This is a genomic window from Anabaena cylindrica UHCC 0172, from assembly GCF_034931625.1.
Classification (GTDB): Bacteria; Cyanobacteriota; Cyanobacteriia; order Cyanobacteriales; family Nostocaceae; genus Anabaena; species Anabaena cylindrica_A.
This window is the reverse complement of the sequence record NZ_JAYGGY010000012.1, coordinates 25,758-50,433: the sequence shown is the minus strand read 5'-3', so window position 1 is coordinate 50,433 and position 24,676 is coordinate 25,758. Positions and strand designations below refer to the sequence as shown.

The 24,676-nt window shown below is 39.6% G+C and carries 19 protein-coding genes, 1 tRNA gene and 2 pseudogenes; 10 read left to right on the top strand and 12 right to left on the bottom strand.

Annotated features, from left to right (window positions below):
* Positions 1–363: 363 nt before the first annotated feature.
* Positions 364–436, bottom strand: a tRNA-Glu gene (locus VB713_RS05535).
* Positions 437–770: 334 nt separating this feature from the next.
* Between VB713_RS05535 and VB713_RS05530 the strand changes: the two genes are divergently transcribed.
* Positions 771–2,702 carry a cation:proton antiporter gene (locus VB713_RS05530; protein ID WP_323310578.1) on the top strand — a complete coding sequence of 644 codons (1,932 nt, stop codon included), beginning with the start codon at positions 771–773 and terminating at the stop codon, positions 2,700–2,702.
* Here VB713_RS05530 and VB713_RS05525 read toward each other — a convergent pair.
* The 6 genes from VB713_RS05525 to VB713_RS05500 form a co-directional block, all read right to left on the bottom strand.
* The gene (locus VB713_RS05525) at positions 2,654–3,304 is read right to left on the bottom strand and encodes a cytochrome b N-terminal domain-containing protein (protein WP_323310577.1); all 651 of its coding nucleotides are present in this window, start codon (positions 3,302–3,304) and stop codon (positions 2,654–2,656) included. The genes VB713_RS05530 and VB713_RS05525 overlap by 49 nt on opposite strands.
* Positions 3,305–3,603: 299 nt before the next feature.
* A complete protein-coding gene (locus tag VB713_RS05520; RefSeq protein ID WP_323310576.1) occupies positions 3,604–4,440 on the bottom strand; it encodes a protein-glutamate O-methyltransferase CheR in 837 nt (278 codons plus the stop codon).
* Positions 4,440–5,513, bottom strand: coding sequence for a chemotaxis response regulator protein-glutamate methylesterase (locus tag VB713_RS05515; protein ID WP_323310575.1), 1,074 nt, complete (start codon positions 5,511–5,513; stop codon positions 4,440–4,442). Before VB713_RS05515 ends, VB713_RS05520 begins: the two co-directional genes overlap by 1 nt.
* A gap of 135 nt (positions 5,514–5,648) precedes the next feature.
* Positions 5,649–6,947 carry a methyl-accepting chemotaxis protein gene (locus VB713_RS05510; RefSeq protein WP_323310574.1) on the bottom strand — a complete coding sequence of 433 codons (1,299 nt, stop codon included), beginning with the start codon at positions 6,945–6,947 and terminating at the stop codon, positions 5,649–5,651.
* 17 nt (positions 6,948–6,964) lie between these two features.
* Positions 6,965–7,435, bottom strand: coding sequence for a chemotaxis protein CheW (locus VB713_RS05505; protein WP_323310573.1), 471 nt, complete (start codon positions 7,433–7,435; stop codon positions 6,965–6,967).
* Positions 7,428–9,614, bottom strand: a complete 2,187-nt coding sequence (locus VB713_RS05500) for a chemotaxis protein CheA (protein WP_323310572.1) — start codon at positions 9,612–9,614, stop codon at positions 7,428–7,430. The genes VB713_RS05505 and VB713_RS05500 overlap by 8 nt, the downstream gene beginning before the upstream one ends.
* A gap of 674 nt (positions 9,615–10,288) precedes the next feature.
* Between VB713_RS05500 and VB713_RS05495 the strand changes: the two genes are divergently transcribed.
* From VB713_RS05495 to VB713_RS05480, 4 genes are all read left to right on the top strand, one after another.
* Positions 10,289–10,654: a response regulator gene (locus tag VB713_RS05495; RefSeq protein ID WP_323310571.1), complete on the top strand. Its 366-nt coding sequence runs from the start codon at positions 10,289–10,291 to the stop codon at positions 10,652–10,654.
* A 6-nt stretch (positions 10,655–10,660) separates the two neighbouring features.
* Positions 10,661–11,266, top strand: coding sequence for a chemotaxis protein CheX (locus VB713_RS05490; protein ID WP_323310570.1), 606 nt, complete (start codon positions 10,661–10,663; stop codon positions 11,264–11,266).
* Between the two features lie 70 nt (positions 11,267–11,336).
* Complete coding sequence (locus VB713_RS05485) at positions 11,337–12,953, top strand: ATP-binding protein (RefSeq protein WP_323310569.1); 1,617 nt, start codon at positions 11,337–11,339, stop codon at positions 12,951–12,953.
* Between the two features lie 586 nt (positions 12,954–13,539).
* The gene (locus VB713_RS05480) at positions 13,540–14,955 is read left to right on the top strand and encodes a hypothetical protein (RefSeq protein WP_323310568.1); all 1,416 of its coding nucleotides are present in this window, start codon (positions 13,540–13,542) and stop codon (positions 14,953–14,955) included.
* 95 nt (positions 14,956–15,050) lie between these two features.
* On the opposite strand, the gene petJ is transcribed toward VB713_RS05480, so the two are convergent.
* The 3 genes from petJ to psbV all read right to left on the bottom strand — a co-directional run bounded on the left by petJ (position 15,051) and on the right by psbV (position 16,925).
* Complete coding sequence (gene petJ / locus VB713_RS05475; RefSeq protein WP_323310567.1) at positions 15,051–15,440, bottom strand: cytochrome c6 PetJ; 390 nt, start codon at positions 15,438–15,440, stop codon at positions 15,051–15,053.
* A 288-nt stretch (positions 15,441–15,728) separates the two neighbouring features.
* Complete coding sequence (petE, locus tag VB713_RS05470) at positions 15,729–16,148, bottom strand: plastocyanin (RefSeq protein ID WP_323310566.1); 420 nt, start codon at positions 16,146–16,148, stop codon at positions 15,729–15,731.
* A 285-nt stretch (positions 16,149–16,433) separates the two neighbouring features.
* Positions 16,434–16,925, bottom strand: a complete 492-nt coding sequence (gene psbV, locus VB713_RS05465) for a photosystem II cytochrome c-550 (RefSeq protein WP_323310565.1) — start codon at positions 16,923–16,925, stop codon at positions 16,434–16,436.
* Between the two features lie 637 nt (positions 16,926–17,562).
* Between psbV and VB713_RS05460 the strand changes: the two genes are divergently transcribed.
* Genes VB713_RS05460 through VB713_RS05450 form a run of 3 tightly spaced genes read left to right on the top strand, consistent with a single transcriptional unit; the run spans position 17,563 to position 20,996 of the window.
* Complete coding sequence (locus tag VB713_RS05460) at positions 17,563–18,903, top strand: mechanosensitive ion channel family protein (RefSeq protein WP_323310564.1); 1,341 nt, start codon at positions 17,563–17,565, stop codon at positions 18,901–18,903.
* Positions 18,904–18,924: 21 nt separating this feature from the next.
* A complete protein-coding gene (locus tag VB713_RS05455; protein WP_323310563.1) occupies positions 18,925–20,085 on the top strand; it encodes a winged helix-turn-helix domain-containing protein in 1,161 nt (386 codons plus the stop codon).
* Positions 20,086–20,087: 2 nt separating this feature from the next.
* Positions 20,088–20,996, top strand: coding sequence for a mechanosensitive ion channel family protein (locus tag VB713_RS05450; protein WP_323310562.1), 909 nt, complete (start codon positions 20,088–20,090; stop codon positions 20,994–20,996).
* Positions 20,997–21,145: 149 nt separating this feature from the next.
* Here the strand turns inward: VB713_RS05450 and VB713_RS05445 are convergent.
* A pseudogene (locus VB713_RS05445) lies at positions 21,146–21,340 on the bottom strand (hypothetical protein); the annotation flags it as partial.
* A gap of 239 nt (positions 21,341–21,579) precedes the next feature.
* Here VB713_RS05445 and VB713_RS05440 point away from each other — a divergent pair.
* On the top strand, positions 21,580–22,557 hold the full coding sequence (locus tag VB713_RS05440) for a hypothetical protein (RefSeq protein WP_323310561.1): 978 nt from the start codon (positions 21,580–21,582) through the stop codon (positions 22,555–22,557).
* On the opposite strand, the pseudogene VB713_RS05435 reads toward VB713_RS05440, so the two are convergent.
* A pseudogene (locus VB713_RS05435) lies at positions 22,541–22,912 on the bottom strand (extracellular solute-binding protein); the annotation flags it as partial. The gene VB713_RS05440 and the pseudogene VB713_RS05435 overlap by 17 nt on opposite strands.
* A gap of 348 nt (positions 22,913–23,260) precedes the next feature.
* Between VB713_RS05435 and VB713_RS05430 the strand changes: the two are divergent.
* Positions 23,261–24,676 (top strand): MFS transporter (locus VB713_RS05430; RefSeq protein ID WP_323310560.1); only part of this gene is annotated, 1,416 nt, incomplete at its 3' end.

The following is a 24,676-nucleotide window of genomic DNA, read 5'->3' as shown; positions in this document are numbered from 1 at the left end:
TAAGCATTCAGAGGATGTACAGGAAAATAAAAACAACCCCAAAAAATAAAAATTCAGGAGTCAGGAGGAAGAAGAATATTTTTCTCTTCTGTTCCATGTCGCTTAATTTATCAGATTGTGAGGGTAATTTTTGGCTATTTCTTTTCTACCCTCTTAAATGCTGATGCTGACAACGCTAATATTAATTATTGAACTCCGCTTCAACCAAAACTGACAATTCAATCTTATGGCGATTAGTCAAAGTGCGAATATGCGAATAAGTTGAGCATTGCGTCAATCTATGACTCAGAAAAAATTAGTTACGGGGTAGAAAAGAAAAAACTAAATCTTTTCTACTTTTCTAATTTATCTATAATTTTAAAGTACCCCCAGGGGAATTCGAATCCCCGTTACCTCCGTGAAAGGGAGGTGTCCTAGGCCTCTAGACGATGGGGGCATTGGACTCAGACTTTTTATAAAGTAACGGATTTTTCAGAGATTGTCAACAAATTTGGCAAAAAAATTTTGAACGGCATCTAAATCAGTAGAAAATTAGAAAAATATCATGGCGTAAGCCATACTTTTGATAGCACAGGGTGGCGTAAGCCATACTCCTTGTGGTAAACAGAGCCTATTTGGTCGCCAACTAGCTAAAAAAGATGTACCATAGAAGACTCAGCACAAAAGAATCTCTTAATTTCTTAACGATGGGTGTGCTGTTGTACCCTGTAAAGTGAGTATTTATGATTCTTTACAAAGGATTTTGAAATCAATCTCTCAAAATCTACAACATGGAAGCATCTTTTGAAATTACCTTACAAGTGGTATTCACAGTCATTGCTGGCATTAGCGCCCAAGTAATGGCTGCATACCTCAAGCTGCCTAGCATTGTCTTATTACTTTTGTTCGGCATTCTATTAGGCGCTGATGGGATAGGACTATTACATCCGCACGTGCTAGGAACTGGACTAGAAGTTATCGTCTCTCTAGCAACTGCAATTATCTTATTTGAGGGTGGACTCAAATTAGATGTGCGGGAGTTGGGCAGAGTTTCAGTTAGTTTACAATTACTAGTCACCCTGGGAACGCTCATAACTCTCCTGGGTGGGAGTATGGCGGCTCACTGGCTGGGAGAATTCCCTTGGAATATAGCTTTTCTCTATGCTTCCATAGTCGTTGTTACAGGGCCAACTGTTGTTGGACCGCTGCTCAAACAAATCAACGTAGATCGACAAGTAGCGACTTTGTTGGAAGGTGAAGGGGTTTTAATCGACCCAGTGGGAGCTATTCTCGCCTATGTCGTCCTGGATACGATTTTGAATGGTGATGGTGATCCGATTAATGCCATCATTGGTTTATTAATGCGTTTAGGTGTGGGTGCAGCCATTGGTGGCGTTGGTGGCTACCTGATGAGTTGGATTTTCAAACACGCTAATTTTCTTTCTTTTGAACTAAAAAACTTAGTAGTCCTGGCAGTATTGTGGGGTTTATTTACTCTAGCGCAGACTATTCGCAGTGAGTCAGGAATTATGACTACAGTTGCTGCCGGCGCAGTATTTGCCAACTCATCAGTTCCAGAAGAACGTTTGTTGAAAAGCTTTAAGAATCAGCTGACAATCTTGAGCGTTTCTGTGCTGTTTATTCTCCTAGCTGCTGACCTATCTATTGCCAGTGTCTTGGCTTTAGGTTGGGGGAGTTTATTCACGGTTTTGGTGTTAATGTTTGTTGTCCGCCCAGTTAACGTGCTGTTATGTACTTGGAACAGTAATCTCAATTGGCGACAGAAACTATTTTTAGGTTGGGTAGCACCGAGAGGAATCGTTTCTGCTTCTGTATCCTCTTTATTTGCTATTTCCCTAACACAACGAGGTGTGAATGGTGGTGATGCGATTAAAGCTCTGGTGTTCTTGACAATTATCATGACTGTTTTTTGTCAAGGGTTAACAGCTGGTTGGTTAGTTAAATGGTTACGAATCACTTCTAAAGATGCAACTGGGGCGCTGATAGTTGGTTGTAATCCCTTGAGTTTGTTAATTGCCCGATTTTTTCAAGAACGGGGAGAAAGCGTGATCATGATTGATACTGACTCCCAATATTTTGCTCAAGCTGAAGCCCAAAATTTGCGGGTAATTGCTAGTAGTGCGCTAGATGCGGAAGTTTTAGAAGAAGCGGGAATTGCTGCGACGGGAACTTTTTTAGCAATGACTAATAATGGGGAGGTGAATTTTGTCTTAGCACAACGAGCTGCGGAGGAATTTAATCCACCTCGTGTCTTAGCCGTCTTTCCCCGTGATCCTCAATCTTCTAACTCGAATAGTAAGGTAAATCAAGCTTTCATCTCTGATTTACCAATTAAAACTTGGCATGAGTATTTGAACGATGGCAGGGTGAAACTGGGGACTACGACTTTAAGTGAAGAGGAATTTGGGAGTCAGCAGGAGCATATACAAGAAAAGATTCGCAATGGGCTGTTAGTACCTTTGTTGATAGAACGAGAAGGTCGTCTACAGGTAATGTCAGCAAATCAGGATTGGGAAATTGGCGATCGCATTATCTACTTGTTACACGATGCTCGACCGAACCTGTTAAAACGCTTATCTGGTGCGAGTCAGTCTACACCCCTGTCCTTGGAAAAGTTAGCGGAGGTAGAAGAATTACCCACCGCTAAATTGTCTCAACTTTCTGCTAGTGATGTATCTGCTAATGAACTATCTAGTAATTGAAGCACACTGTGATCTTGAGACATTTCCCACTCTTGCCATAACAAAGCAGACAGATGTACTACAGCCAAAATGATGGTTGTAGCCCCAATCACGTAGCTATGCAGGCTATAAAGATGTTGGACTGTCAGAGTGTTAATCGCCCCTCCACCAACTAAAATGTCTCGCAGTTGTCCACCAATGAGAGGAATTGATTCAATTGTGCCTAGCTCAATTTGGAATCGCCAGTATCCTAATTGATCCCAGCCAATCAGCATGGCTGTCCAGTTTAAACCAATGGCACTTAATGTCAATAAAATGCCACTAATCCAAGCAGTTAACCAACTAGGACGAAATTGGCGACCTAAAAACATGACAATAAGATTAATCAGTGCGATCGCAATCACGGCATTACCAGCAATTTCATGAGTTGTATAAAATAGCCAGCCATAGGGTACTTGTGTTTTAATCATTTCCAATGAATGATAAGCACCACCTGCTGTTGGTTCGTAGTAAAAAGACAGTAAAACTCCCGTTGAGATGTAAATGAGGCTCAGAGTCAAAACCACGACAGATAAAACTGTCGCCAGTCGCCGCAAAAACCGATCAAATAAGGTACTTTGCATAGACAAACCTCTCGCTTGATTAATTGTGTATTTATATAACAATTGTAATCAATTTTTAACAAAGCTAGAAAAGCAATTCTAAATTTAAGACTTGACAAGGCGCTGCCCTTAACTACTTACTTTATTTTTGACTCGTGGCGGCATCTGTAGTTACTTATCCTCAAGAAGTTTTTGCTACACAAGCGATATACTAAAAACGGATAAATACTAGACTTTTTCTTAGGCAAAAATCCTTGTATGTCAATACTTTGAGCAATTTCAAGAGTAAATCTTCAACCCGTTTTTAGTATAAAACCGGGTTAAGCATTGTGCAATTGATAGCAGATACCCTTGTTAAATGAAACCTGTTTGAATGAGCTATCCAGGTTGATAGTTGTCTCAGCGCTACCGAGAAACAAGTAGCCATCTGTTCTTAATTGCTGTTTTACCTTTCTCAACAAGACTTTCTTTGTCGCTAGATCATAGTAGATTAAAACATTGCGTAAAAAAATCACGTCGATTTCAGGAAGGGATGACCAAGATTGCATCAGGTTGATCTGACGAAACTCTGTCATCTGGCGAATTTCGGACTTTATTTGCCAGTCACTATCTAGCCGATCAAAGTACTTGTCACGGAGATTTTCAGATAGTCCCCGGCTAATTTCAAGTTGGTTATAATGCCCTTTTTCGGCACGCGTTAAAACTTTGGTAGAAAAATCACTAGCAATTAGCCTGATAGACCAATTGGTAAGTAAGGGAAAATGCTCACGAATTAGCATAGCGATGCTGTAGGGTTCTTGTCCATTAGAGCAAGCAGCACACCAAATATTGAGCGATCGCTCAATGGCTCGTTTTTTGATTAACTCTGGTAGGATGTGTTGTCTGAGTGCTTCAAAAGGGTGATGATCTCGAAAGAATGAGGTTTCATTAGTGACTAACGCCTCAATTGTCTGGATATGAAGATTGTTAAAGGGTTGAGTGCGTAGATATTTTACCAGTTCAGCAATGAAAGCGAATCCTGCTGATTCGGCAATTGGCTGTAAATGTAGCTCCGCCAGATAGCTTTTATCAGCAGACAACACAACTGCTGAATGATCACGAACTAATTGACGAAGATACTCAAAATCATTGGTGCTTACACCTTTAGTCTGTTTCATTACAGACCTGAAATAGGAATTTGACTGCCACCAATTCGGCGCATAATTTCACTTGCCATCTGATCAAGGGTGACAATTTGATTGGCAAGTCCAGCATTAACCACAAAACTAGGCATCCCCCACACGACGCTACTAGCTTTGTCTTGAGCTAACACTTGGCCACCCACCTCGCGGATGCACTGACAGCCATGTAACCCATCTTTCCCCATCCCTGTGAGGATGACTGCGATCGCTCCGGCACCATAAACCTCTGCTACCGAGCGAAACAGAACATCTACTGAAGGACGACAGGAATTTTCACTCGGTGCTTGATGAGTAGCCAGTCGAACCACATCTTTATCGCGTTGCACAACCAAATGAAAATCTCCCGGTGCAATCCAAGCTTGTCCAGGTTCTAATACCACTCCGGGAATCGCTTCATTCACGGGGATTTGGCATTTAGAAGATAATCGTTCAGCTAATAGCTTTGTAAACATGGGGGGCATATGTTGCACAATCAAGATGGGAACTGATAAATCGGCTGGAAGCTCTGTCAGCAATGCAGTTAGGGCATTAGGCCCTCCAGTAGAAACCCCAATTGCTACAACCTCTACCTGCTTGGGATTGGTATTAAGGGGAAAAACTACTGGATGAGCAACTGTGCTTAGTGTCGGAAATAGAGTAGTTCCTGCACCAAATACTTTGATTTTGGGAATTAAATCCGTTTGAATATGTTGATTTATCGCCTCTACACTTCCTAAATTACTGGGTTTTGTGGCATAATCGGAAGCCCCTAAAGAGAGAGCTTCCAGCGTGGCGATCGCTCCTGTCCGTGTAGAAGTACTGAACATAATCACTGGCAAGTGCGGATAGATTTGTCGAATCGCACAGAGAGTTTGTAAACCATCCATTTCTGGCATTTCGATATCCAGAATCACAACATCAGGATTGACCTGGGGAATTTTGGCCAGGGCAATGCGACCGTTAGCAGCGACTCCTACCACTTCTAGTTCTGGATCGATAGATAAAATTTTACTGATTCGGCTACGAACTACTACCGCGTCATCAACAACTAGTACACGGATCTTGGGCATGGGGCATAGGGCATGGGGTATTGGGCATGGGGCATTGGGGAACCTACGGTGGTGGTGTACATCCGTTGTTTTCCTTTGCGCCTTTGCGCCTTTGCGTGAGATATCCTCTTGACAAATCAAGGGACAATGAAAAAACTAATATATAAATTGGCTAACGACTTTCTGCAAATCTACTGCCATCCGGGATAATTCTGTGGCTGCCTGTAACGTATTACTCGTACCAATTGTTGTACTTTGAGTATTTAAGGCGACAACTGCGATATTTTTGGCAATATCAGATGTCCCTTTGGCTGCTTCAGCAATATTACGGCTAATTTCATTTGTCGTTGCTGTTTGTTCTTCAATAGCACTAGCGATCGTGCTTTGAAAGTCGTTGATTTGATTGATAATATCAGTAATCTGAGTAATGGCTTGAACCGCAGCTTTAGTATCTGTCTGAATCGCTTCAATGCGCTGGCTAATATCCTCAGTAGCATTTGCTGTTTGCTTGGCTAATTCTTTCACTTCATTTGCCACTACAGCAAATCCTCTGCCGGCATCTCCGGCTCTGGCAGCCTCAATTGTCGCATTCAGCGCCAGCAAGTTTGTTTGCCCTGCGATCGCAGTAATAACTTTAATTACTTTGCCAATTTCAATGCTGCTTTGACCAAGTTTATTAATTGTTTCATTGGTGTTATCAGCCGTTTTAACAGCTTGAGTCGTGACTTTTGCCCCTTCTATGACGGTTTTTGCAATTTCTTGAATGCTGGCATTCATCTGCTCTACCGCAGTCAAAATTGTACTGCTATTTTGGCTCACCTGTTCGGCGGAGCTAGATGCAGAAGTTGCCTGTTCAGCCGTTTGTTCGGCGTTTTGAGTCATTTCTGTGCTGACTGCGGTCAATTCTTCTGATGAAGAGGCAACTGCCGTTGCCACCTCTGCCATCTGTCTGATTGAAGACCTCAAGCTGCTAATCATTTGATTGGCATTATCTGTGAGTTGCTTAAAATCTCCAGCATTGCGTTCCTCAATTTGTTTGGCTAAATTTCCTTGGGCAACGACTAGGGTGACTTCATTAACACTTTCAATTTGCTCTTTTAAATTTGTAGACATTTGGTTAAAGTTATCAAGCAATCCTTGCCAACTCCCCTCTGCTCCTTTGACAACAGCTTGAGAGCCGAGCTTCCCTTCTGTACCAATTTCGGTTGTCAAGCGAGAAACTTCTTGGGCAAAGTTTTGGTTTAAACTTACCAATTCATTAAAAACTAAGACAATTTCACCTAGTTCATTATCCTCGGCAGGTAAACGGACGCTAAAATCACCATTTTTTACAGATTTTAGTGCTAATAGTAACGCTTGTAGTTGCTCTTTTGTTACACCATCATTCGGCGAAGCGACACTATCCTCAGAGGAAGATTTAGAGTTAGCTGTTTTTGCAGCCCGATTCGTAGTCATTGCAAGGCGCTCCTCAATTACTCGGTAACGTGATTTGTCAAATTAACATTTAGAATTTTTTTGGCATCTAAAACTAGCAGAAATCCATCTGGGAGAGGGTAAGCCCCTGCTAGCATCCCACGCATTTTACCTTTTAAGGTTGTAGGTGGAAGTTGAAATGTGTTCTGTGGAAACTCTAAGACATCACCAACATTATCGACGAGCAAACTGACTACTTCATCCTCAAAATGTAGAATAATATTAAATCCTTGCGGCTCATCTACAAGTTTTATATTTAATTGTGTCTGCGGTTCGCTCATCTCTAATCGGCACTGCAAATCGATTACAGTAATAATTTGTCCACGTAAATTAATTAAGCCACAGATATCTGGTGGGGCTAAAGGTATACGAGTTATTGCTTGGGGGCGAATCACTTCTTGAACGTGTAGCACGTCAATACCAAAAAAAACTCCTTTGAGAAAAAATGTACAAATTTGTTGTTCAGCCATTAGTAATCAATTGCAGCAAATGAGGGTTAGCAATGCGAATTACAGCCTCAATGTCCAGGATTTCTGTAATTTGACCCTGAAATACGGCGCACAAAAGCACACCTGGTCTACTAGAGACACCTGTAATTATCAGTGGTTCTTCTACAATGTCAAGAATCCGCTCAACCACTAGCCCAACGCTGAGTTCTGAGGAGGGTGAGACAATCACTATCTGGAGAGTCTCTGCAACAGTTGCCTTAGTGCGATCGCGGAGGTCATTTTCATAACTCTGGGAAAACACTTTGTTCAGGTCAATTAACGGCAAAATTTTCCCGTAGGATTGTATAACATCCTGATTACCTACTTTCTCTACCGCAGAGCCAAGAATCTCTTCCAGCCGAAAGGCAATGGTCAAGGGAATGCCCATGCGATCGCCTCCTGGTCCCTCAAACAATAATATGGTTTGACGGGCAACAACTTGGTCTTTGATAGCGTTTTTAATCAATAACTGCTGCTTTTGTGTTGCGGTTACACCAGATCGGTTTGCCAAACCAACAACATCAATAATTAATGTCACTGTGCCATCCCCTAGAATAGTGGCTCCGGCAAATAAAGATTGCGCCTTTAACTGTTTCCCTAAAGGTTTCACCATAATATCTTGGATGTCTTCAATTGTGTCCACAACTAATCCAAATTGATAGTTATCAACTTGCACAATTACTAGACTGAATATTTCTAATTTGGTATCATTATTGGGTATTTGTAATACTTGATTTAAATAAACTAATGCTACAAGAGTGTCCCGCAAGCGATACACAGGTATATCGTAAAACATCTCAATCTGATGAACCGCTTGTGCATCTATACGTATTAGCTCTTGTATATTTGCTTGGGGAATAGCATAGCGATCGCAGCCACTTGTGACAATTAAGGCGGGAATAATCGCCAAGGTCAGGGGAATCTTAATTTTGAATGTCGTTCCTTGTCCTGGCTGGCTCTGAATTTCAATCGTGCCGTTAATTTTATCAATATTACTCTTGACAATATCCATGCCGACTCCACGCCCCGAAAGGTTTGTCACCTGTTCTGAAGAAGAAAAGCCTGGTAAAAAAATTAAGTTAATCGCCTCCGAATCACTCATGGACGCAGCTTCTACGGCACTGACTAAACCAAGTTGCTGCGATCGCCGTTTGAGTTTTTCTACATCGATTCCACGACCATCATCGCCAATTTCAATATTAACTTTGCCGCTTTCATGAAAAGCCCTTAAAAATAGCCGCCCGACAGATGACTTTCCACCAGCAGTCCGCTCGGCTGGTAACTCAATGCCATGATCTATACAGTTGCGGACTAAGTGAGTCAAGGGGTCTTTAATCGCTTCAATAATACTTTTATCTAGTTCAGTATCTATTCCCTCCATGTCAACTTTAAATTGTTTACCGGATGCGATCGCCAAATCGCGCGTTACGCGAGGAAACTTTTGCCAAATGGTATTAATTGATTGCAGTCGAGTTTTCACGATCTCTTCCTGCAACTGGGATGTCAGAAGACTAAGGTGTTGGCAAGCAGCAGCAAACTTACTATCCTTAAACTTGGTACTAAATCCCATCACCTGATTACGGGTTAAAACGAGTTCACCCATGAGGTTCATCACCTGATCTAGCAAGTTAACATTGACTCGGATCTGAGAAGATTCTGATGCTGTCAAGGTTGAAATTTCAGGAAATTCGTGATTGAGATGGGTAATATCTGGATTTACTTGTAACCCTTGCGGATTAATAGCAGATGCGATCGCTACCTGTTCAGTTAACTGCAATTGAGTTAAAGTCGTAATCAGTGCTGAATAATCGCGATCGCCCTCATGCCTCGTTGCTTCAATTTGGGACAGAATCTGCCGAATGCTGTCAAGTATTTTTAGGAAAGTATTGATAATCGTGGGAGTGATTACTAACTGGCGATCGCGTAAAGACGAGAGCAAATTTTCTCCCGCATGAGCAAGTGATTCCAATTTGGGAAACGGTAAAAAGCCGCAGTTTCCTTTAATTGTGTGGAGTGAGCGATAAATGCGAACTAGGGCTTCTCCTTGTTCTGCTCCTTTCTCTATAGCAATAATATCTTGTTCAATTTGATTAAGATTTTCATAGCTCTCAATCAGGAACGCTTCTATATCATCATCATCGTTAATTTCAGTTAACTCCATTGCCTTTTCAGTTTAAAATCTATATCCTATTGTGTTTATGGTAATTTAATTTTAAATCTCAGCAATATACCGTTTTCAAATAATATTTATATTTATCATGCTGAAAAGATAATGTTATTTTAATGGTAAAATAATAAATATGCAATATTCTTGTTGCTATTCAACTCAAACGCTCAAGAATTGTTTTCTGAAAGGCAGACAATGTTACAAATGTAAACAATGTGGTCATCAGTTCCTCGAACTTATCAAGTTTGGTGCTAATCAAACTTGGTAAGTAATTGTGTCTCAAGATACATATTAAAAGCATGAATCTGCGAGAAATCGAGCGAGCGGGCAAAAGATATTCACTACACGACAATTTTGCATTAGCTTCGTAAAAGCCAGGTTTGACTTATAGCTGTATGCACTTGGATGAGATACAAGGGGTTTGTTTGGGTGTGGGGTTCTTGTATCTCACTCAACCGAGAACCGCTATAGATGAAACTCCAAATACTTAACTTTAGTTAAGTTATACCCTATACCATTAAACTTCCCGTAGATAAATTTTAAATATTTCCAACTTAAGCAACTAATTTTAAATAATTTTTGATGGTATGGATGCCATTTGATTAATAATATTAGTGAACTGAGATAAATCAACAATTCTTGAGCTAAAACATAAAAGGGCAGAAATAATGACATTGGTTTTGATTATTGATGATGCAGCCTTTTCTCGCAGAATGATCCGCAAGTATTTGCAAGTTGATGGTTACGAAATTATAGAAGCAACTAATGGGCGTGAGGGATTAGAATTAGTTCATCAGCGCAAACCCAATTGTGTATTAGCGGATCTACTCATGCCAGACATGAATGGGTTTGAATTTTTGCAAGCTTTACAAGATGAAAAATTAAAAATTCCCACAATTATCGTCTCAGCCGATATCCAAGAAGGGGCGCGCAATCAATGTTATAGTCTTGGAGCTATTAACTTTATTAATAAGCCAGCAAAAGAAAATGAATTGCGAAAAGCAGTCCAGCAAGTTCTTAATACTAAGGAATAAGTTTTGATGAATGTAACAGCAGAACAACTGGATGCACTTCAAGAGTTGATTAATATTGGCATTGGTCGAGCCGCAAGTCTACTGAATGAGATGGTAGACTCTCACATTGGCCTCAAAATTCCATTTGTGAAAATATTAACTTCTGCTGAAGTCTATCAGGAATTAGCAACACGATTCCATAATGACAGCTTGGCATCTGTAAGACTAGGCTTTACAGGTTCTTTTTCTGGTGCTGCTGGCTTGATTTTTCCTACTGACAGTGCATCATCACTAGTTTCAGTGCTTACAGGTGAAGAGCCAGGTTCTGCCGATCTAGATGCAGTGAAAATTGGCACTCTGAGTGAAATTGGTAACATTGTCATCAACGGGGTCATGGGTTCACTTAGTAATGTGCTTAAGCAGCATGTAAACTATACATTACCTATTTACTTAGAAGATACAATTGAAAACTTATTATTATCTAGTTATGAAAGCGATTCCAAAATATTGCTAGCACAAGCTCAATTTATAATTGAACAGTTAGAAATTATTGGTGATATTATTTTAATCTTTCACGTAGGCACATTTGATGCGCTCATCAATGCAATTAATGATGAAATGGCAGTCATGTGATCTAGAAAACTTCCTCATCTAGCTAGATAAAAATATTTAAATCTTCTGATCAAATCCCGACGATGAAACAATGAATATCATAGAAAGAACTCATGAACAATTTAGCCTTTTAGATAAAATTCCTTTAGGAGCTTTTGTTCTACAGTCAGATTACATTGTTTTATTCTGGAACTGCTGCTTAGAGGAATGGACAAAAATTTCCCGAAGTCAAATTTTAGGAAATTCTCTTCATGAATATTTTCCTCATTTGAATCAGCCTCGTTATACAAGTCGCTTAGATCAAATTTTTCAAGGTGGTCTTCCCACAATCTTTTCTTCTCAATTGCATAAATATATTATTCCTATACCGTTATCTGAAAATAAATATCGCATTCAGCAGACAACTGTAACTGCTGTGCCTGCAATCGACGGAAATAGTTTTTATGCCCTTTTCTCAATTGAGGATGTCACAGCTTTAACTTTTCGAGTTCAGGAATATAAAAACTTACGAGATCAAGCACTAGCAGTAGCGGAAGAACGCCGGAAAGCTCAACAAGCTGCTGAAATGGCAAACCGGATCAAAGATGAATTTCTCGCAATTGTTTCTCATGAACTTCGTTCCCCTCTTAATCCAATTTTAGGTTGGGCAAAGCTACTCAGAAACCGCTCATTAAACGAAGCTACTACTGCGCGGGCCCTTGAGACAATCGAACGCAATGCTGTGCTACAGGCTCAGTTGATTGAAGACCTGTTGGATATCTCCCGCATTCTCCGAGGCAAACTAGCACTTAATTTAGAAACTGTTGATCTTGCTTTTACTATTAAAGCTGCTTTAGAGACAGTGCATTTGGCAGCAGAAGCAAAGTCTATTCAAATTAGTCTTTATCTAGATATAGAAATTGGACAAATTAAGGGTGATGGTAGTCGTCTTCAACAAGTTGTTTGGAATTTACTCTCTAACGCCATTAAATTCACACCAGCCGGTGGAAAAGTCGAAGTCTACTTAGAACAGATTGATTCTCAGATAGAACTGAGAGTCCGTGATACGGGTAAAGGTATTAATCCTGATTTTTTGCCACACGTATTCGAGTATTTCCGTCAGGCAGATAGTAGTACAAGCCGAAGTTCTGGCGGATTAGGACTTGGTTTGGCGATTGTACGTCAACTTGTCGAGCTGCATGGTGGTAGAGTTTGGGTACAAAGCTCTGGTGAGGGACAAGGCGCGACATTTACAGTTTGCCTACCAGTGGTTAAACAGAGTCTGGAATTTAAAATTGAAGATCGGAACATATCTGACGATTCCCATCCATTCTCTATGCTCCATACTCCATTAGAAGGGTTACGGTTATTAGTTGTGGATGATGATGCTGATACGCGCGATTTTCTTGTCTTCCTATTGGAACAGCATGGCGCAATTGTGACGAGCGCAGCATCTGCCAGCGAAGCATTTATGATCATAGCACAGTCAAAACCCGATTTGCTGTTGAGCGATTTGGGTATGCCAGAAGTTGATGGCTACGCTTTGATCAAAAAATTACGAGCAATGCCTGCTAGTCAAGGTGGACAGATTCCCGCGATCGCTCTAACTGCTTACGCCGCAGAAACCACACAAAAACAGGTTTTAACCGCTGGATTCCAACTTCATATCACTAAACCAGCCGATCCCTCAAAATTAGTAGCTGCAATTACAGCACTCGTTGAGGACTAACTGCTTAATCAAAAGGTTTTCTGGATGTATTGTTGAAAATCCTTGAACAAACTCCGATCTCCTAAAAGTGTCGCTGTTTAATACCTAATATTATTTATACTTTTTTCAAGTCTCTGAATTATACTGCCAACGGGTGAAATCTGGACTTATGTCATACTGAAATTATACTTATACTAAAAACGGGTTAAAAGTGTCATTCTGTAGCTTGCTTCCCGTAGGGTACGAAGTGAAGAATCTCCGAGATACTTCCCTGCACTACGTTACGGTCAGTATGACATAAGTCCAAGTTTGACCCGTTTGCAGTATAATCCGAGAAAAATGGGAAAAAAAGCAAAAACTTAAGATTACTTGAATCTTCCTGTTTTGAATGCCAATATAAGAAGTTATTATTTGGTTAGAGGAACCCATCTCTGAAGATGGGAATATAATCGAAAAATATAAAATAGCTAGTAAAGCACGGCAGAAATGGCTCAGTAGTTAGCAAGAGACAAAAAGTAGATTTTATCAGCGTTACAGTCTTCTATCTCCTGACTTCTGCCTTTTTAGACTAGTCAAATGCAACCGAGCCGAGTGAACGATAACAGCTATGTCTTACACCTCCGTACTGAAAAATATACCAGAAATATTAAGTCAACCAACTGGGATAGCAGCTATAGCCTCTCTTGGCATCCACGGTGCTATCGCTTTGATTGTTCCCTTAATGCCTGTTGATTCCAAATCTACAAAAACTGATTCATCTCAAGCACAAGCGGTCGGATTAATGGAATTGAGTCCATCTGACCAAAGCCGTTTGCCACAAATTATTGATCCATCCCAAATTGCATTACAAACACCCCAACTGCCTCTACAACAGCAACTGCCTTCGGGAAACTTGAGCAGTCAATCAACAATAATGCCACCCTTGCAGCCACCTTTATCTAGCCAGCAAGTACTGCCACCCATTCCCCAATCATCTGCCAACTATAATCTTTCTTATTTGCCCAGAAGGCAGCCCGTCCAGAGATTTGCTCGAAACGATTTTCGGACGCAAATTTCTAATTTTCGAGTTCCTAAAAGTACATTTTATCCCTCAGCTTCTCCGTTTGTTGATGACCTAGATGCCAAAATTAAAGAAACTCAACCACTGAATATCAATAGGTTGCCACAAGTCCAGGCAGATAATAAATTTGGAGAACCGCTAAATAACCCATCTCCTGACCCAATTGACATTGGCTCTAGAACAACAGCTTCAGGAATTGCTCAACCACAAGAAATGCAGTTGGGAGAAAATGGAGTTCAAATTGCTGCAAATTCTCCATCTGACTTGGCTGCTGAACAATCTTTACCAGGTAAAGGCGAATTAGCATCAGCACCAAGCAGGTTAATGCCATCCCCAGAAACTACAACGAGGCAACAACCAGAACGGACTAACTTCAATCAGTCTGATTCACAAGCCCAAAAAAGGGAAGAGTTATTGGCTAACCTCAACTCTTACAATGCCCTCAGAAAAACAATTCAGCAAGAATATCCCAACGTTAAAGAACAAGCAGTCATTCGTGAAACTATCTCGACAGATAAACGAGATATGGAAGGTACTGTAGTGGGTCGATTGGTTATAGATCCCGATGGTAAGGTTTTAGATATTAAGTTTCAAGATAGGTCAATAGCTCCTCAACTGCAATCGAAAACTAGGGAATTTTTTAGCGCTAATCCACCTAAAGTTTTCAAGCAGACTAGTTCTTATCCATTCCAATTACGGTTTCAGAAAAATAACGATCGCGATAATACTTCAGAAACGACTGTAAAAATCCAGCCTTCACAAAATCAAGATTCTCAAACAGTATCTAAACCAGAAGATAGAAAAAATCAGTCGAATGCTCAATCTGTGGTAATTCCCAACCCTTCACCGATATCCGTTGGGGAAAATCAGCCTACTGTCTCTACACAATCTACTCAAAAGCTGATCCAAAATTTACGTCAAATCAAGGAAGAAAGACAACAAAAGTCAAATAAAGCAAAATAAAATTATTGTGGTCAGGCTACCGCTATAACCGCGAGTAGCCTTTACATTACTTAAATTCCGCTGTTATAGGATCATTCATAGCTGAACACTCAGCCCTACTCGCTTTTCCAGCCTTTTTCAGCTTTTTGGAAAACATAAGCTGCTGTTTCTATAATTTCTTGATTGCTCAACTTGTTCTTGAAGTTGGGCATAGCACCTTTTCCGTTTTGTATTTGGTGGATAATAGCCTGGATAGGTTCAGTATCATAGTTTTCTAAGTATTTTGCTAATGCTTCCTTTTCTAAAGTTTTATGTTCAACCAGAATGTTAGTGCCTCCTATATGGCAAGAAGCACAGTTAGCATTAAAAATTTTTCTACCGTTAAACGTTTCTGTTGCTAAGGCTGGATAAATCATTGTCCAGTTAAAAAAAGCGATGCCTAATGTGAGTAAAGCGATTCCTAGGGAGCGCTGTACGCTATCGCTAACAATAAATTTAATAAACATATCCTCAAGAAACTTTCCTCGCAACCAGTATTCTGCCACCGAACAACTGTTGCTAGTAAATATATCTAGGGCTAATAGCAGCCTCAAATATTTAGTTACATCTCCAGTTATTAGCTATTACGTATAATATAATACGGATTCCCTTTGTGAATAATTTGATAAAAATTAGCGGTAACTAGCTTATCCCTCCATAATTACCTGGGGATACAACTCGTTACCGCTTCTGCTCAAGAGTTTGTGCCACTTATAAGCGAAAAACAATTATCTGGTGTTCACGCAGAAACTCTTCTAGCCTTGAACAATGATTTTACCAGCCATACCAGCACCACGGTGAGGAGTGCAATAGAAATTGTATTCACCAGTAGGTGCATCTGCGGCAAAAGTTGTTGTTACTGTCTGTCCAGGATTCAACAGCAATTTATTGTGAGACAGAGATGCAGCTAAAGCTTTATCTTGAGCAGGGTTTTTGGCAGGATCAAAAACAACATTATGGGGAGCAAGTTTGTTGTTAACCCATTCAATTGTGTCACCTGGTTTAACTGTCAACTTACTGGGTTGAAATTGTAACAATCCTTTGTCACTACCCAATTTGACCTGAAATGTTTCAGCAGATGCGGTGGGAGCAAAAACAGCAAAGCTGCTCACAACTAAAAGAACGGTCAGTACAGCTAGAGTCAAGCGTTTCCAACTTGCTGCAATTAATTTCATGGCTCTCTCCTGAGATATATTTTTATTTTCCTGTTCCCATTTTAAATACAATCAACACCAAATATGACAATCTGTCATAGATGAATTTTTTTAAACCAAAATACAAAGTTCCCAGTCCTGCTTCCAGAGAACAAAGTCAAGCAAAAACCGAAATCATCTGTAACTAATGATGAAGGTTGCGCTTAAATGCACTTAGGTATCAGGACTGGGAACTCAGATTTTTTTTACACTCAGGGCAATATTATTGCCCTACTTCACTTGTTACAAAGGCTAACTAGGAGATGTTTAGTAATAAATTTTACCTCCACCCCATTTTGTACCAACAACTTTTGGTTGGATGAGAATGTGACCTGCGATCGCTGTTAAGTCATCATCGGTCAGGTTTCTCATTTCTGTAAAGATATCCGCACTCTTGATGCTGGGATGTATTTCAGAAATTTCTTCTTCACCGTCGTAAGTTGTAGGATTTTGCATGTAATCTACTAACCCTGCAATATTGTCACGCTTGGGTGTAGCTCCTGCTAAAGCTTGTGGTTCTAGTCCCACGTTTTGGTTAGTCTTTGTTACTCCACCAGCATGACATTGAGCGCAAGTATCATTAAATAAGCGTTTACCTTTGGCCAGTTCTTTGACGCTGATGACAACAGTATCACCTTGTTCATTCAATGGCACTGTCCGGGTTGCTTTATTCACTTCCACGGCTGTTGCACTACCGACAAGCATCTGAAAAGTCAACAAAACAGTAATTACAACAACGCCAATTAATCTTCTAAACATATTTCCCCTCTCAGTTTTTAATGCTCAACATCGCTAAGACACTAATAGTTCCAAAAGCATAGATATTTATCTGATGCTAAAAGTTTGCCGGGTATCAGTCCGACGGGGAGAACTAGAACACCCCTAATCCCTCGGCTAAAAGCTATGGGGATTACTTTACGTAAAATGTTCTCGCTATCATTAACATCAGCATGAATCAGTTTACCATTAGCTGCTCTATGCTATTGCTGAACTGAGTTTCTCTATAAGTAAGAATAGGGTCAAGAGCGGGTATGAGAATGGGGACATTTTATTTTTTGATATAAATCTTTATAAATAAATTTACAAATTGCAATGTTAACCTTTTCCCTCTGTAAAAGTTATGCCTTGAATAAAGTAGCGGTTGAAGAAGGCGTAAATTCCAATAGCTAGACTTTCCGCTGAATTAAAGTGATGGTAATGATGACTGCTAAAAATGCGATCGCTTCTATAATCACAGTTGTTGACTTATTTCCACCGGAGATCCGCTAAAACTCTGGCAAAGCAAAATTGGCGGCAATCCCTACCTGCCAAAGAACTGCGAATACTCGCGTGATTGCACGGAGCGCACTGCTGAGGGCAATCGCATCACTGGAGAAATTATAAAAAGTTAAAATGTATGTTTAAATTTCAATCTCGTTTGTGGGGCATTTGTTTATTATTGTCAATGCTGCTTTTGGCGAAAGCACAACTGATGCCTCAAAGATCCCAAGCGCAAACAGAATCTTTAATACCCTCACTAGAAGCAACAAGTACTGAAGAATCTAGTTTTTTTGCTGATGTGCTTGTGCGAGGACAACCGATTTTACAAGTCGGAAGTTTATCTAACCTCAGTGCTGCTGAACGTGCCAAAATTATTAATCGCCGGATTGCTGGATTATTGAGTCAATCGCAATCCCTAGATCCAGTCACTGTACAATATAATACTGAGCATAATATTGCTAGTTTGCGGGTTAAGAACCGGGTGTTAATGACAATAACACAACAGGATGCACTGGATTTTAATACTAAAGTCGAAGATTTAGCGAAACAATGGGCAGATATACTCAATAGCACCTTAACACAACCTAACTTAGCCGTAGATGTGATACAACGCCTGGATGGTACTGCTAGGCAACTGGTTCGTAGTGCCATCAATAATTTACCATCTTTCATGGGGGCAGTACTAGTAGTTTTTGTTACATGGGCGGTAGCCAAAGGTGTGAGAAAATTAGCACGGGTTTGGGCTGAACAAACAGAAGGCGATCGCAACACAGAAATTTTAATTGCTCAAATTTGCTATGGAGGAGTTTGGGTTTTAGGTTCGATTGTAGCGTTAGGTGTGTTGGGGCTAGATTTTGGCGTACTTTTAGGAACTTTGGGATTAACCAGTGTTGCGATTGGTTTTGGTCTCAAAGATGTGTTGAGTAACTATCTTTCTGGCGTGATTTTGTTAGCGGCTCGTCCCTTCCGAATTAACGATCAAGTGGTGATTGAGGAATACGAAGGTACAATCATTCAAATTCAGTTAAGAGCGACTACCATACAAACTTATGATGGGCGCTTTGTCTATATTCCCAATCAAGATGTTTTTCAAAGCAGCATTATAAATAATACAGCTTCTACCGTGCGACGTAGTAGTATCACAGTGGGGATTGATTATGATGCTGATGTTAGCAAAGCCAAGCAAGCGATCGCTGATGCTGTGATTAATTTAGAGGGGGTAGAGTCAGATCCACCTCCAATTGTCTTGGTACGAGAGTTAGCGGCTAGTACGGTGAATCTAGAAGTGCGGTTTTGGGTAAATTCACGCCGACAGTCATTTTTGCAAGTTACATCAGCAGCCACACAGGTAATTAAAGAAAAGTTACAGCAAGAAAATATTGAAATGCCTACTGACATATATACTTTAGTTTTCCGCAATCAACTAACCACACCCGAAAGTAGGGAAACAAACTCCCAGTCTGCCTCAGATTCCTAAAAAGAATCAAACCGCTTAAAGATGATAAAAGCACAAATTCAGTCTGCCATCCACCAGTTTCAATCTTGGTTTTTTCAAGCTAAAACCACAAATCCTGATGATCTCCTCAATCAGCCTCCTGAAGAAATTATTGCGGAATTTGCTCAAAAAATCGATCAACTGCCCCAGCCGTTAAAATATCGCACAACTGTTCAAGAAACACTGAGTCTAGCCATAGAGAACTGGCAACAAAATCCTAAAGCTGCCAATAGTCTTGTAATTTTAGGTTCTCCGGTAGAAGCGATCGCTCAAATTATCCAAGAGAGTTTGACGGTAGATTTTCTCCCTGAGATAGAGGTAATTAATCCTTTTACAGAATGGCAGCGATCAACCGACCCTTCAGCACTGCAAACAGTAATTAGCAATGCTCTCTCCTGTAAATTAGAATCTCAGTCTGTTGATTCAGAACTCAGCGAACGGCAAACCCTGATTGTAATTCCCTCTTTGACACAGTGCTTTCTGCGATGTATCCAAGGTTGGGAAGGAATTGAGTTTCTGCAAAATACTGTTATTCAAAATAAATCTCAATTCTGGCTAATTGGTTGTAATGATTGGGCTTGGAAATTTCTTAACCAGATATGTCAAATAAGTTCCTACTTAGAACAAGTTCAACCTTTAACTAAGTTAGAAGGAGACGAAATTCAGAAGTGGTTAGCACCCATTACCGCAGAATTAAAGCCCCAAGAAGAGCAAGAAGAGATTGATCTATCTGACTGGAAATCTCTTGCCAGTATTGCCAACGGAATCAGCAGCGTGTCCGCAAATCTTTGGTTGCAATCACTAAGAATTCGTGCTGCTGATGTACCTGATTCTGAAGTCAAACAGGATCTGAAGAATCGTGATGTAGCTCTAGAAGTTGCTGTTAACCTGCGACAGACAAAGCCAATTTTGCCGAGCATACCTGATTTAACTGCCTTTGATCGTTACTTATTACATTCTTTATTGCTTCATGGTCAGATGACCAGACCTCATCTAGCTTTGAGTTTAGGAGAAAGTGAACAGATTGTGCGATCGCATATACAAATGCTTGAACGTGCAGGTGTAATAGTCCAACAGCAAGAAGAATTAAGTCTCAATCCTGTTTACTATCCCACACTCAAAACAGAGTTGAGTAACAACAATTTTTTGATTGGAGACAAATAATCATGCTTTTACCTGAGTTTTTGGCAGAAAGTTCTACTTTTTTAGTTAAAACTAGCCTGTTTGCTCAATTTATAGATGGTAATGGTGCAGCCGAAAATATCTTGACTGACATCACAGTCAACAAGATATTTAAAGCCCTAATTAGCATTTTAATTGCTTACGGCATCTCAATTACAATTCAATCTTTTATCAATTGGCTATCTGAGCGAGTACCGCGACGCTTTAGATTATTAATTAAACAATCAGCACCTTTTTGGAAAGGTTTAATTTTAATTACTACTATATTTTACCTGCTCAACCTGTTTATCAATCTGTCTCAAAGTAATCTTTTGGCACTCACTGGTACTCTGGCTGTGGCATTGGGATTTGCCTTTAAAGACTATGTGAGTTCGATTATTGCCGGGATTGTGACTTTATTTGAAGCACCTTATCGGGTAGGCGATCGCATCCGCATAGGCGAACACTATGGCGAAGTTATTGGTTACGGCTTACGTGGACTCAGACTGCAAACCCCCGACGATAATACCGTCACTATTCCCCATAATAAAACTTGGACTGATGCCATCTCTAATGCCAACAGTGGGAAGCTAGAAGCACAAGTACTTACAGAATTTTATTTAGACCATCAAGTAGATGTAGAAAAGATAATCCGAGTTTTATACCAGGCAGCTTACAGTAGTCGGTACACACAGTTAAAGCTGCCGATTGTTGTGATTATGGAAGAACTACCTTGGAGTACTCTCTTTAAACTTAAGTCTTACCCAATGGATGCTAGAGATGAGTTTGTTTATAAAACAGATTTGATCAAGCGGGCTAAACAAGCGTTTGCAAAATATGGTCTTTCTTATCCCAAAACAAATCAGTTGGGTAAATCAATTGCGACACCAATGGTTGCCGAATGTGAGTTGTGACATTAAAAATGAATTGGGTGAAATAACAGATACGGTATCAATCTATCTTTTTTGCGATCGCATCTGCTATTGCTGGAGTCACTGGTGCGCTAGGAACAACTATTGGCGGTTTTATCGCCCAATCGCCGCATTTTGGAGGTTTATTAGGTTTATTTACCCTCAATAGAGAATAGGGAATAGGTGACAGTTGTTATTTTCCCCGTGTTCTTTAATTGGGTACGGGGAACAATATCATCCACAAACCCATGCTTGAGTAAATCTTCAGCGGTTTGGAAATCTTCAGGTAGTTTTTCTCTCAAGGTTTGCTCAATTACTCGTCTTCCCACAAAACCAATGGTGGCTTTTTATCTCGTTCCCAGTCTCTGACTGGGAATGCCTTCTGCGAGGTTCTACCTACTGTTCAAAAGTCATCTTTAGTATCTTTACATAATAACAGAAGGCAGAGCCTTCTAAATTGCATTCCCAGGTTCTACCTGGGAACGAGACAAACGAGAGAAAAACCGTATTATATCTAGTTTCATCTTAGTTGCGTAATTATTAATACTGTTTTATTATGATTACATAAGTTCCTTTTAAATCAAATATGAATATAAATTTACCTTCAGAAGATATTTGGAGTTTAGTCGTAACAAGTCTGATAGGTTTATGGCTAATTTGGCAGGCTGTAAAGATAAACTCTGAGATTGATATATTGCAATTATTAGTTAACTGGTTTAGGGATAGACCTATTATCTTGCCTTCTTTACTTTTTTTGATTTCTCCATTTTTATCTACATATATTTTCCATAATCTACCACCAAATTTTAATCAGATTGTTGACAATAAAATACTTGTACAAGTATTAACAACTTTTGGAGCAGTTATCAGCTTCTGGATTGGAAATAGAGCTTTAGAGAGCTTCAGGAAAACTCAGGAGCAAAAGAAAATAGCGAAGATATTTATTGCAAGTATGGAATCTCACTTAGAATATCTCAATAAAATAAAACAAAATCTAAGCATTACTTTAAATAAATATAATATAAACAATATTGAAAGCATAATTAACCGCATTAAAGCAGATTATATATATGAATCTGCTTTAAAATTAGTAGGAATATTTGACAGTCAAACTATAGATTTTATCTATAGATATTCTAGAAATATCAGTTCTGATATGGATGAGATACTGAATAGCTATGAAAAGATAAATGGATTCATCGGTACAACTAAATTCACAATATTATCTGAAAAGATAAAAGCACTTTCTATGGAAGCTAAATTATGCCTCATAAAACTAAGTAAAGAAATCGTTCAGGACGATGATAAATTTAATGCTTATACAAAATCAATAATAGATGAATATGGTAAAAATAGAGCAAAAGGTGTGATGGAAAGTTTTGCTACATTAGAAATGCAGGAAATTTTGAGGCTCACAGAAAAATTATTTGAAGGCTATGGTTTTCTCCCAGAACTTAATGCTTCATATAATGAGGAGAAAATTCCACTAGAAATAGAGCAAAATACATTTTTAGAAAATGTTGGGTTTCGTTCCTCAACCCAACCTACTATTCCATCATTTTAATCTGCTGATTAGCGTTATTCTGCGCCCTCAACATCGCCTGATTTATCGGCTGTTCCCCCAACAAGGCACTTAAAAATTGATTTTCAAAATTATTCACAATAGCTGCTGGATATTCCCCTACTTGCCAAGGAGTAGCGTAATTAACTCCCGCTACTAAAGCAGATCTGAAAGGATCTTGATCGTAACCTAATTTCTCCGCTACAGATTTACGAGTTGGTAAAGCGAAACCTGTTCCTGTCCACTTTTCCATTTCTTCTTTACCTGTGAGGTAAGAAATTAATTCCCAAGCGGCTTTTTTATGCTTTGTTTGCTTATTCATTACATAGGCAACAGTATAAACCATCATACTTAACTTTGATAGTTGGGTGTTTGGTTTCAAAATCTTGTAATACCTGTTTGAGGAGTTTTTGTTCTACGGGGGAATTGCCTCAACCACTGAGTTTAATGGTGACTGATGATGTACTGGGTGGTGGCAGAAGGTGACAACTAATAAAAATAGTTGCTGTTACTAATGCCCAAAAATATAACCATTTACGTGTGTTCACAGACAGATAAAAATTTTTCTTTATTTTCTTACATCTGCTGTAACTCAGGACTGATATTTAACTAATCTAAATTTTTGTTGAGAAATAGTAGATAAAATAACAAATAATTGTCATTTACTGAATTTGTGCTATGTTGCGTCATCTGTGGATGATAACTTATGGACTCTCTTCAAGTTGAAACGGTTGCATCTTTAAATCTGGAAATTCCTCAGATTGATTCATTAACAACAGTTCTATCTTCTGAATCTAAATCTAGCTCTCGTTTTTCTAAAAATGCTATTCGTACCAGTTTACAAGCATCTACTCTAGATGCTATTTTTGCAGCGATTTTTTCTATTACTACTGGGGGGATTTTACTTGGTAACTTTTTGGTAGAGTTGGATGCTAGTCCAGTTATTTTTGGAATGCTTTCCTCGATTCCCATGCTGGTAAATCTGATTCAGCCGTTGGGTGCTTATATTTCAGAACGCACTACTAGCCGTTTTCAGTATTCTGCGCTTGTTTATGGGATTTCTCGGCTATTGTGGCTGATTTTAGTAATAGGTATTATCGGTACAAGTTGGGGAGTTATAAATTCTCAACAGTTGGTGATATTAACTCTGTTAATTGTTTTTTTTAGTCATCTTTCAGGTGGACTAGGAAGCGCATCTTGGATGAGTTGGTTAGCGATAATTGTTCCCCGACGGTTGCGTGGGAGGTATTTTGGAATCCGTAATAGTGCTACCAGTTTGACTAATTTGTTGTGTGTACCTTTGGCTGGGTTAGCTGTTTCTCATTGGTATGGGGGAACTCTCCAAGGTTATGGGGTGGTTTTGTTTGTAGGGATTTTGTTTGGGTTGATTAGTTTAGGATGTCAGTATTTCAAAGTTGATGTTAATCCCCAATTACAAAATACTTGTATAGTTAATTCTTCGGTAAGCAGCAAGATCGAATTGGGTAAAATAACTATTAGTGATACGGTATCAGTTCCTCAAAAGCAATGGGATGAGAATATTTGGAAAAACTCGAATTTTTGGATATTTATACTGTATTTTAGTTTATGGATGCTGGCTTTCAATCTCTGCGCCCCTTTTGTTAATCTTTATCTGCTAGAAACTTTAAATGTAGATGTGGGTTGGGTGACGGTTTATAGCAGTTTGCAAGCAGGGGCAAATTTACTGATGTTTGTGCTGTGGGGTAAGTTAGCAGATAAGGTGGGAAATCGCCCTATTTTGATATTTGTAGGGATTATTGTTGCTGTTACGCCTTTGTTGTGGTTTGGAATTGGCAACAGTAAGTTAGATGTTTGGTTGTGGCTACCACTATTACATCTTTTTGTGGGTGGTACTGGGGCGGGGGTGGATTTATGTAATAACAATATGCAGATTGGGATTACACCGGTGAGGAATCAATCAATCTATTTTGCGATCGCAGCTGCTATTGCTGGAGTCACTGGTGCGCTAGGAACAACAATTGGTGGTTTTATCGCCCAATCTCCGCATTTTGGCGGTTTATTAGGTTTATTTGCCCTCTCTACTATATTCAGACTAGCAGCATTAATACCGCTGATTTTTGTCAAAGAACAGAGAACAGAG

Excerpts from the sequence above, each read along its gene's own strand:
- VB713_RS05510 (WP_323310574.1), bottom strand. The coding sequence starts at position 6,947 with ATGACTACGAATCGGGCTGCAAAAACAGCTAACTCTAAATCTTCCTCT.
- VB713_RS05500 (WP_323310572.1), bottom strand. The coding sequence starts at position 9,614 with ATGGAGTTAACTGAAATTAACGATGATGATGATATAGAAGCGTTCCTG.
- VB713_RS05495 (WP_323310571.1), top strand. The coding sequence starts at position 10,289 with ATGACATTGGTTTTGATTATTGATGATGCAGCCTTTTCTCGCAGAATG.
- VB713_RS05440 (WP_323310561.1), top strand. The coding sequence starts at position 21,580 with ATGAATATAAATTTACCTTCAGAAGATATTTGGAGTTTAGTCGTAACA.
- VB713_RS05450 (WP_323310562.1), top strand. The coding sequence starts at position 20,088 with ATGCTTTTACCTGAGTTTTTGGCAGAAAGTTCTACTTTTTTAGTTAAA.
- VB713_RS05520 (WP_323310576.1), bottom strand. The coding sequence starts at position 4,440 with ATGAAACAGACTAAAGGTGTAAGCACCAATGATTTTGAGTATCTTCGT.
- VB713_RS05485 (WP_323310569.1), top strand. The coding sequence starts at position 11,337 with ATGAATATCATAGAAAGAACTCATGAACAATTTAGCCTTTTAGATAAA.
- VB713_RS05455 (WP_323310563.1), top strand. The coding sequence starts at position 18,925 with ATGATAAAAGCACAAATTCAGTCTGCCATCCACCAGTTTCAATCTTGG.
- VB713_RS05515 (WP_323310575.1), bottom strand. The coding sequence starts at position 5,513 with ATGCCCAAGATCCGTGTACTAGTTGTTGATGACGCGGTAGTAGTTCGT.
- VB713_RS05480 (WP_323310568.1), top strand. The coding sequence starts at position 13,540 with ATGTCTTACACCTCCGTACTGAAAAATATACCAGAAATATTAAGTCAA.
- VB713_RS05525 (WP_323310577.1), bottom strand. The coding sequence starts at position 3,304 with ATGCAAAGTACCTTATTTGATCGGTTTTTGCGGCGACTGGCGACAGTT.
- psbV (WP_323310565.1), bottom strand. The coding sequence starts at position 16,925 with ATGTTTAGAAGATTAATTGGCGTTGTTGTAATTACTGTTTTGTTGACT.
- VB713_RS05505 (WP_323310573.1), bottom strand. The coding sequence starts at position 7,435 with ATGGCTGAACAACAAATTTGTACATTTTTTCTCAAAGGAGTTTTTTTT.
- VB713_RS05490 (WP_323310570.1), top strand. The coding sequence starts at position 10,661 with ATGAATGTAACAGCAGAACAACTGGATGCACTTCAAGAGTTGATTAAT.
- VB713_RS05530 (WP_323310578.1), top strand. The coding sequence starts at position 771 with ATGGAAGCATCTTTTGAAATTACCTTACAAGTGGTATTCACAGTCATT.
- petE (WP_323310566.1), bottom strand. The coding sequence starts at position 16,148 with ATGAAATTAATTGCAGCAAGTTGGAAACGCTTGACTCTAGCTGTACTG.
- petJ (WP_323310567.1), bottom strand. The coding sequence starts at position 15,440 with ATGTTTATTAAATTTATTGTTAGCGATAGCGTACAGCGCTCCCTAGGA.
- VB713_RS05460 (WP_323310564.1), top strand. The coding sequence starts at position 17,563 with ATGTTTAAATTTCAATCTCGTTTGTGGGGCATTTGTTTATTATTGTCA.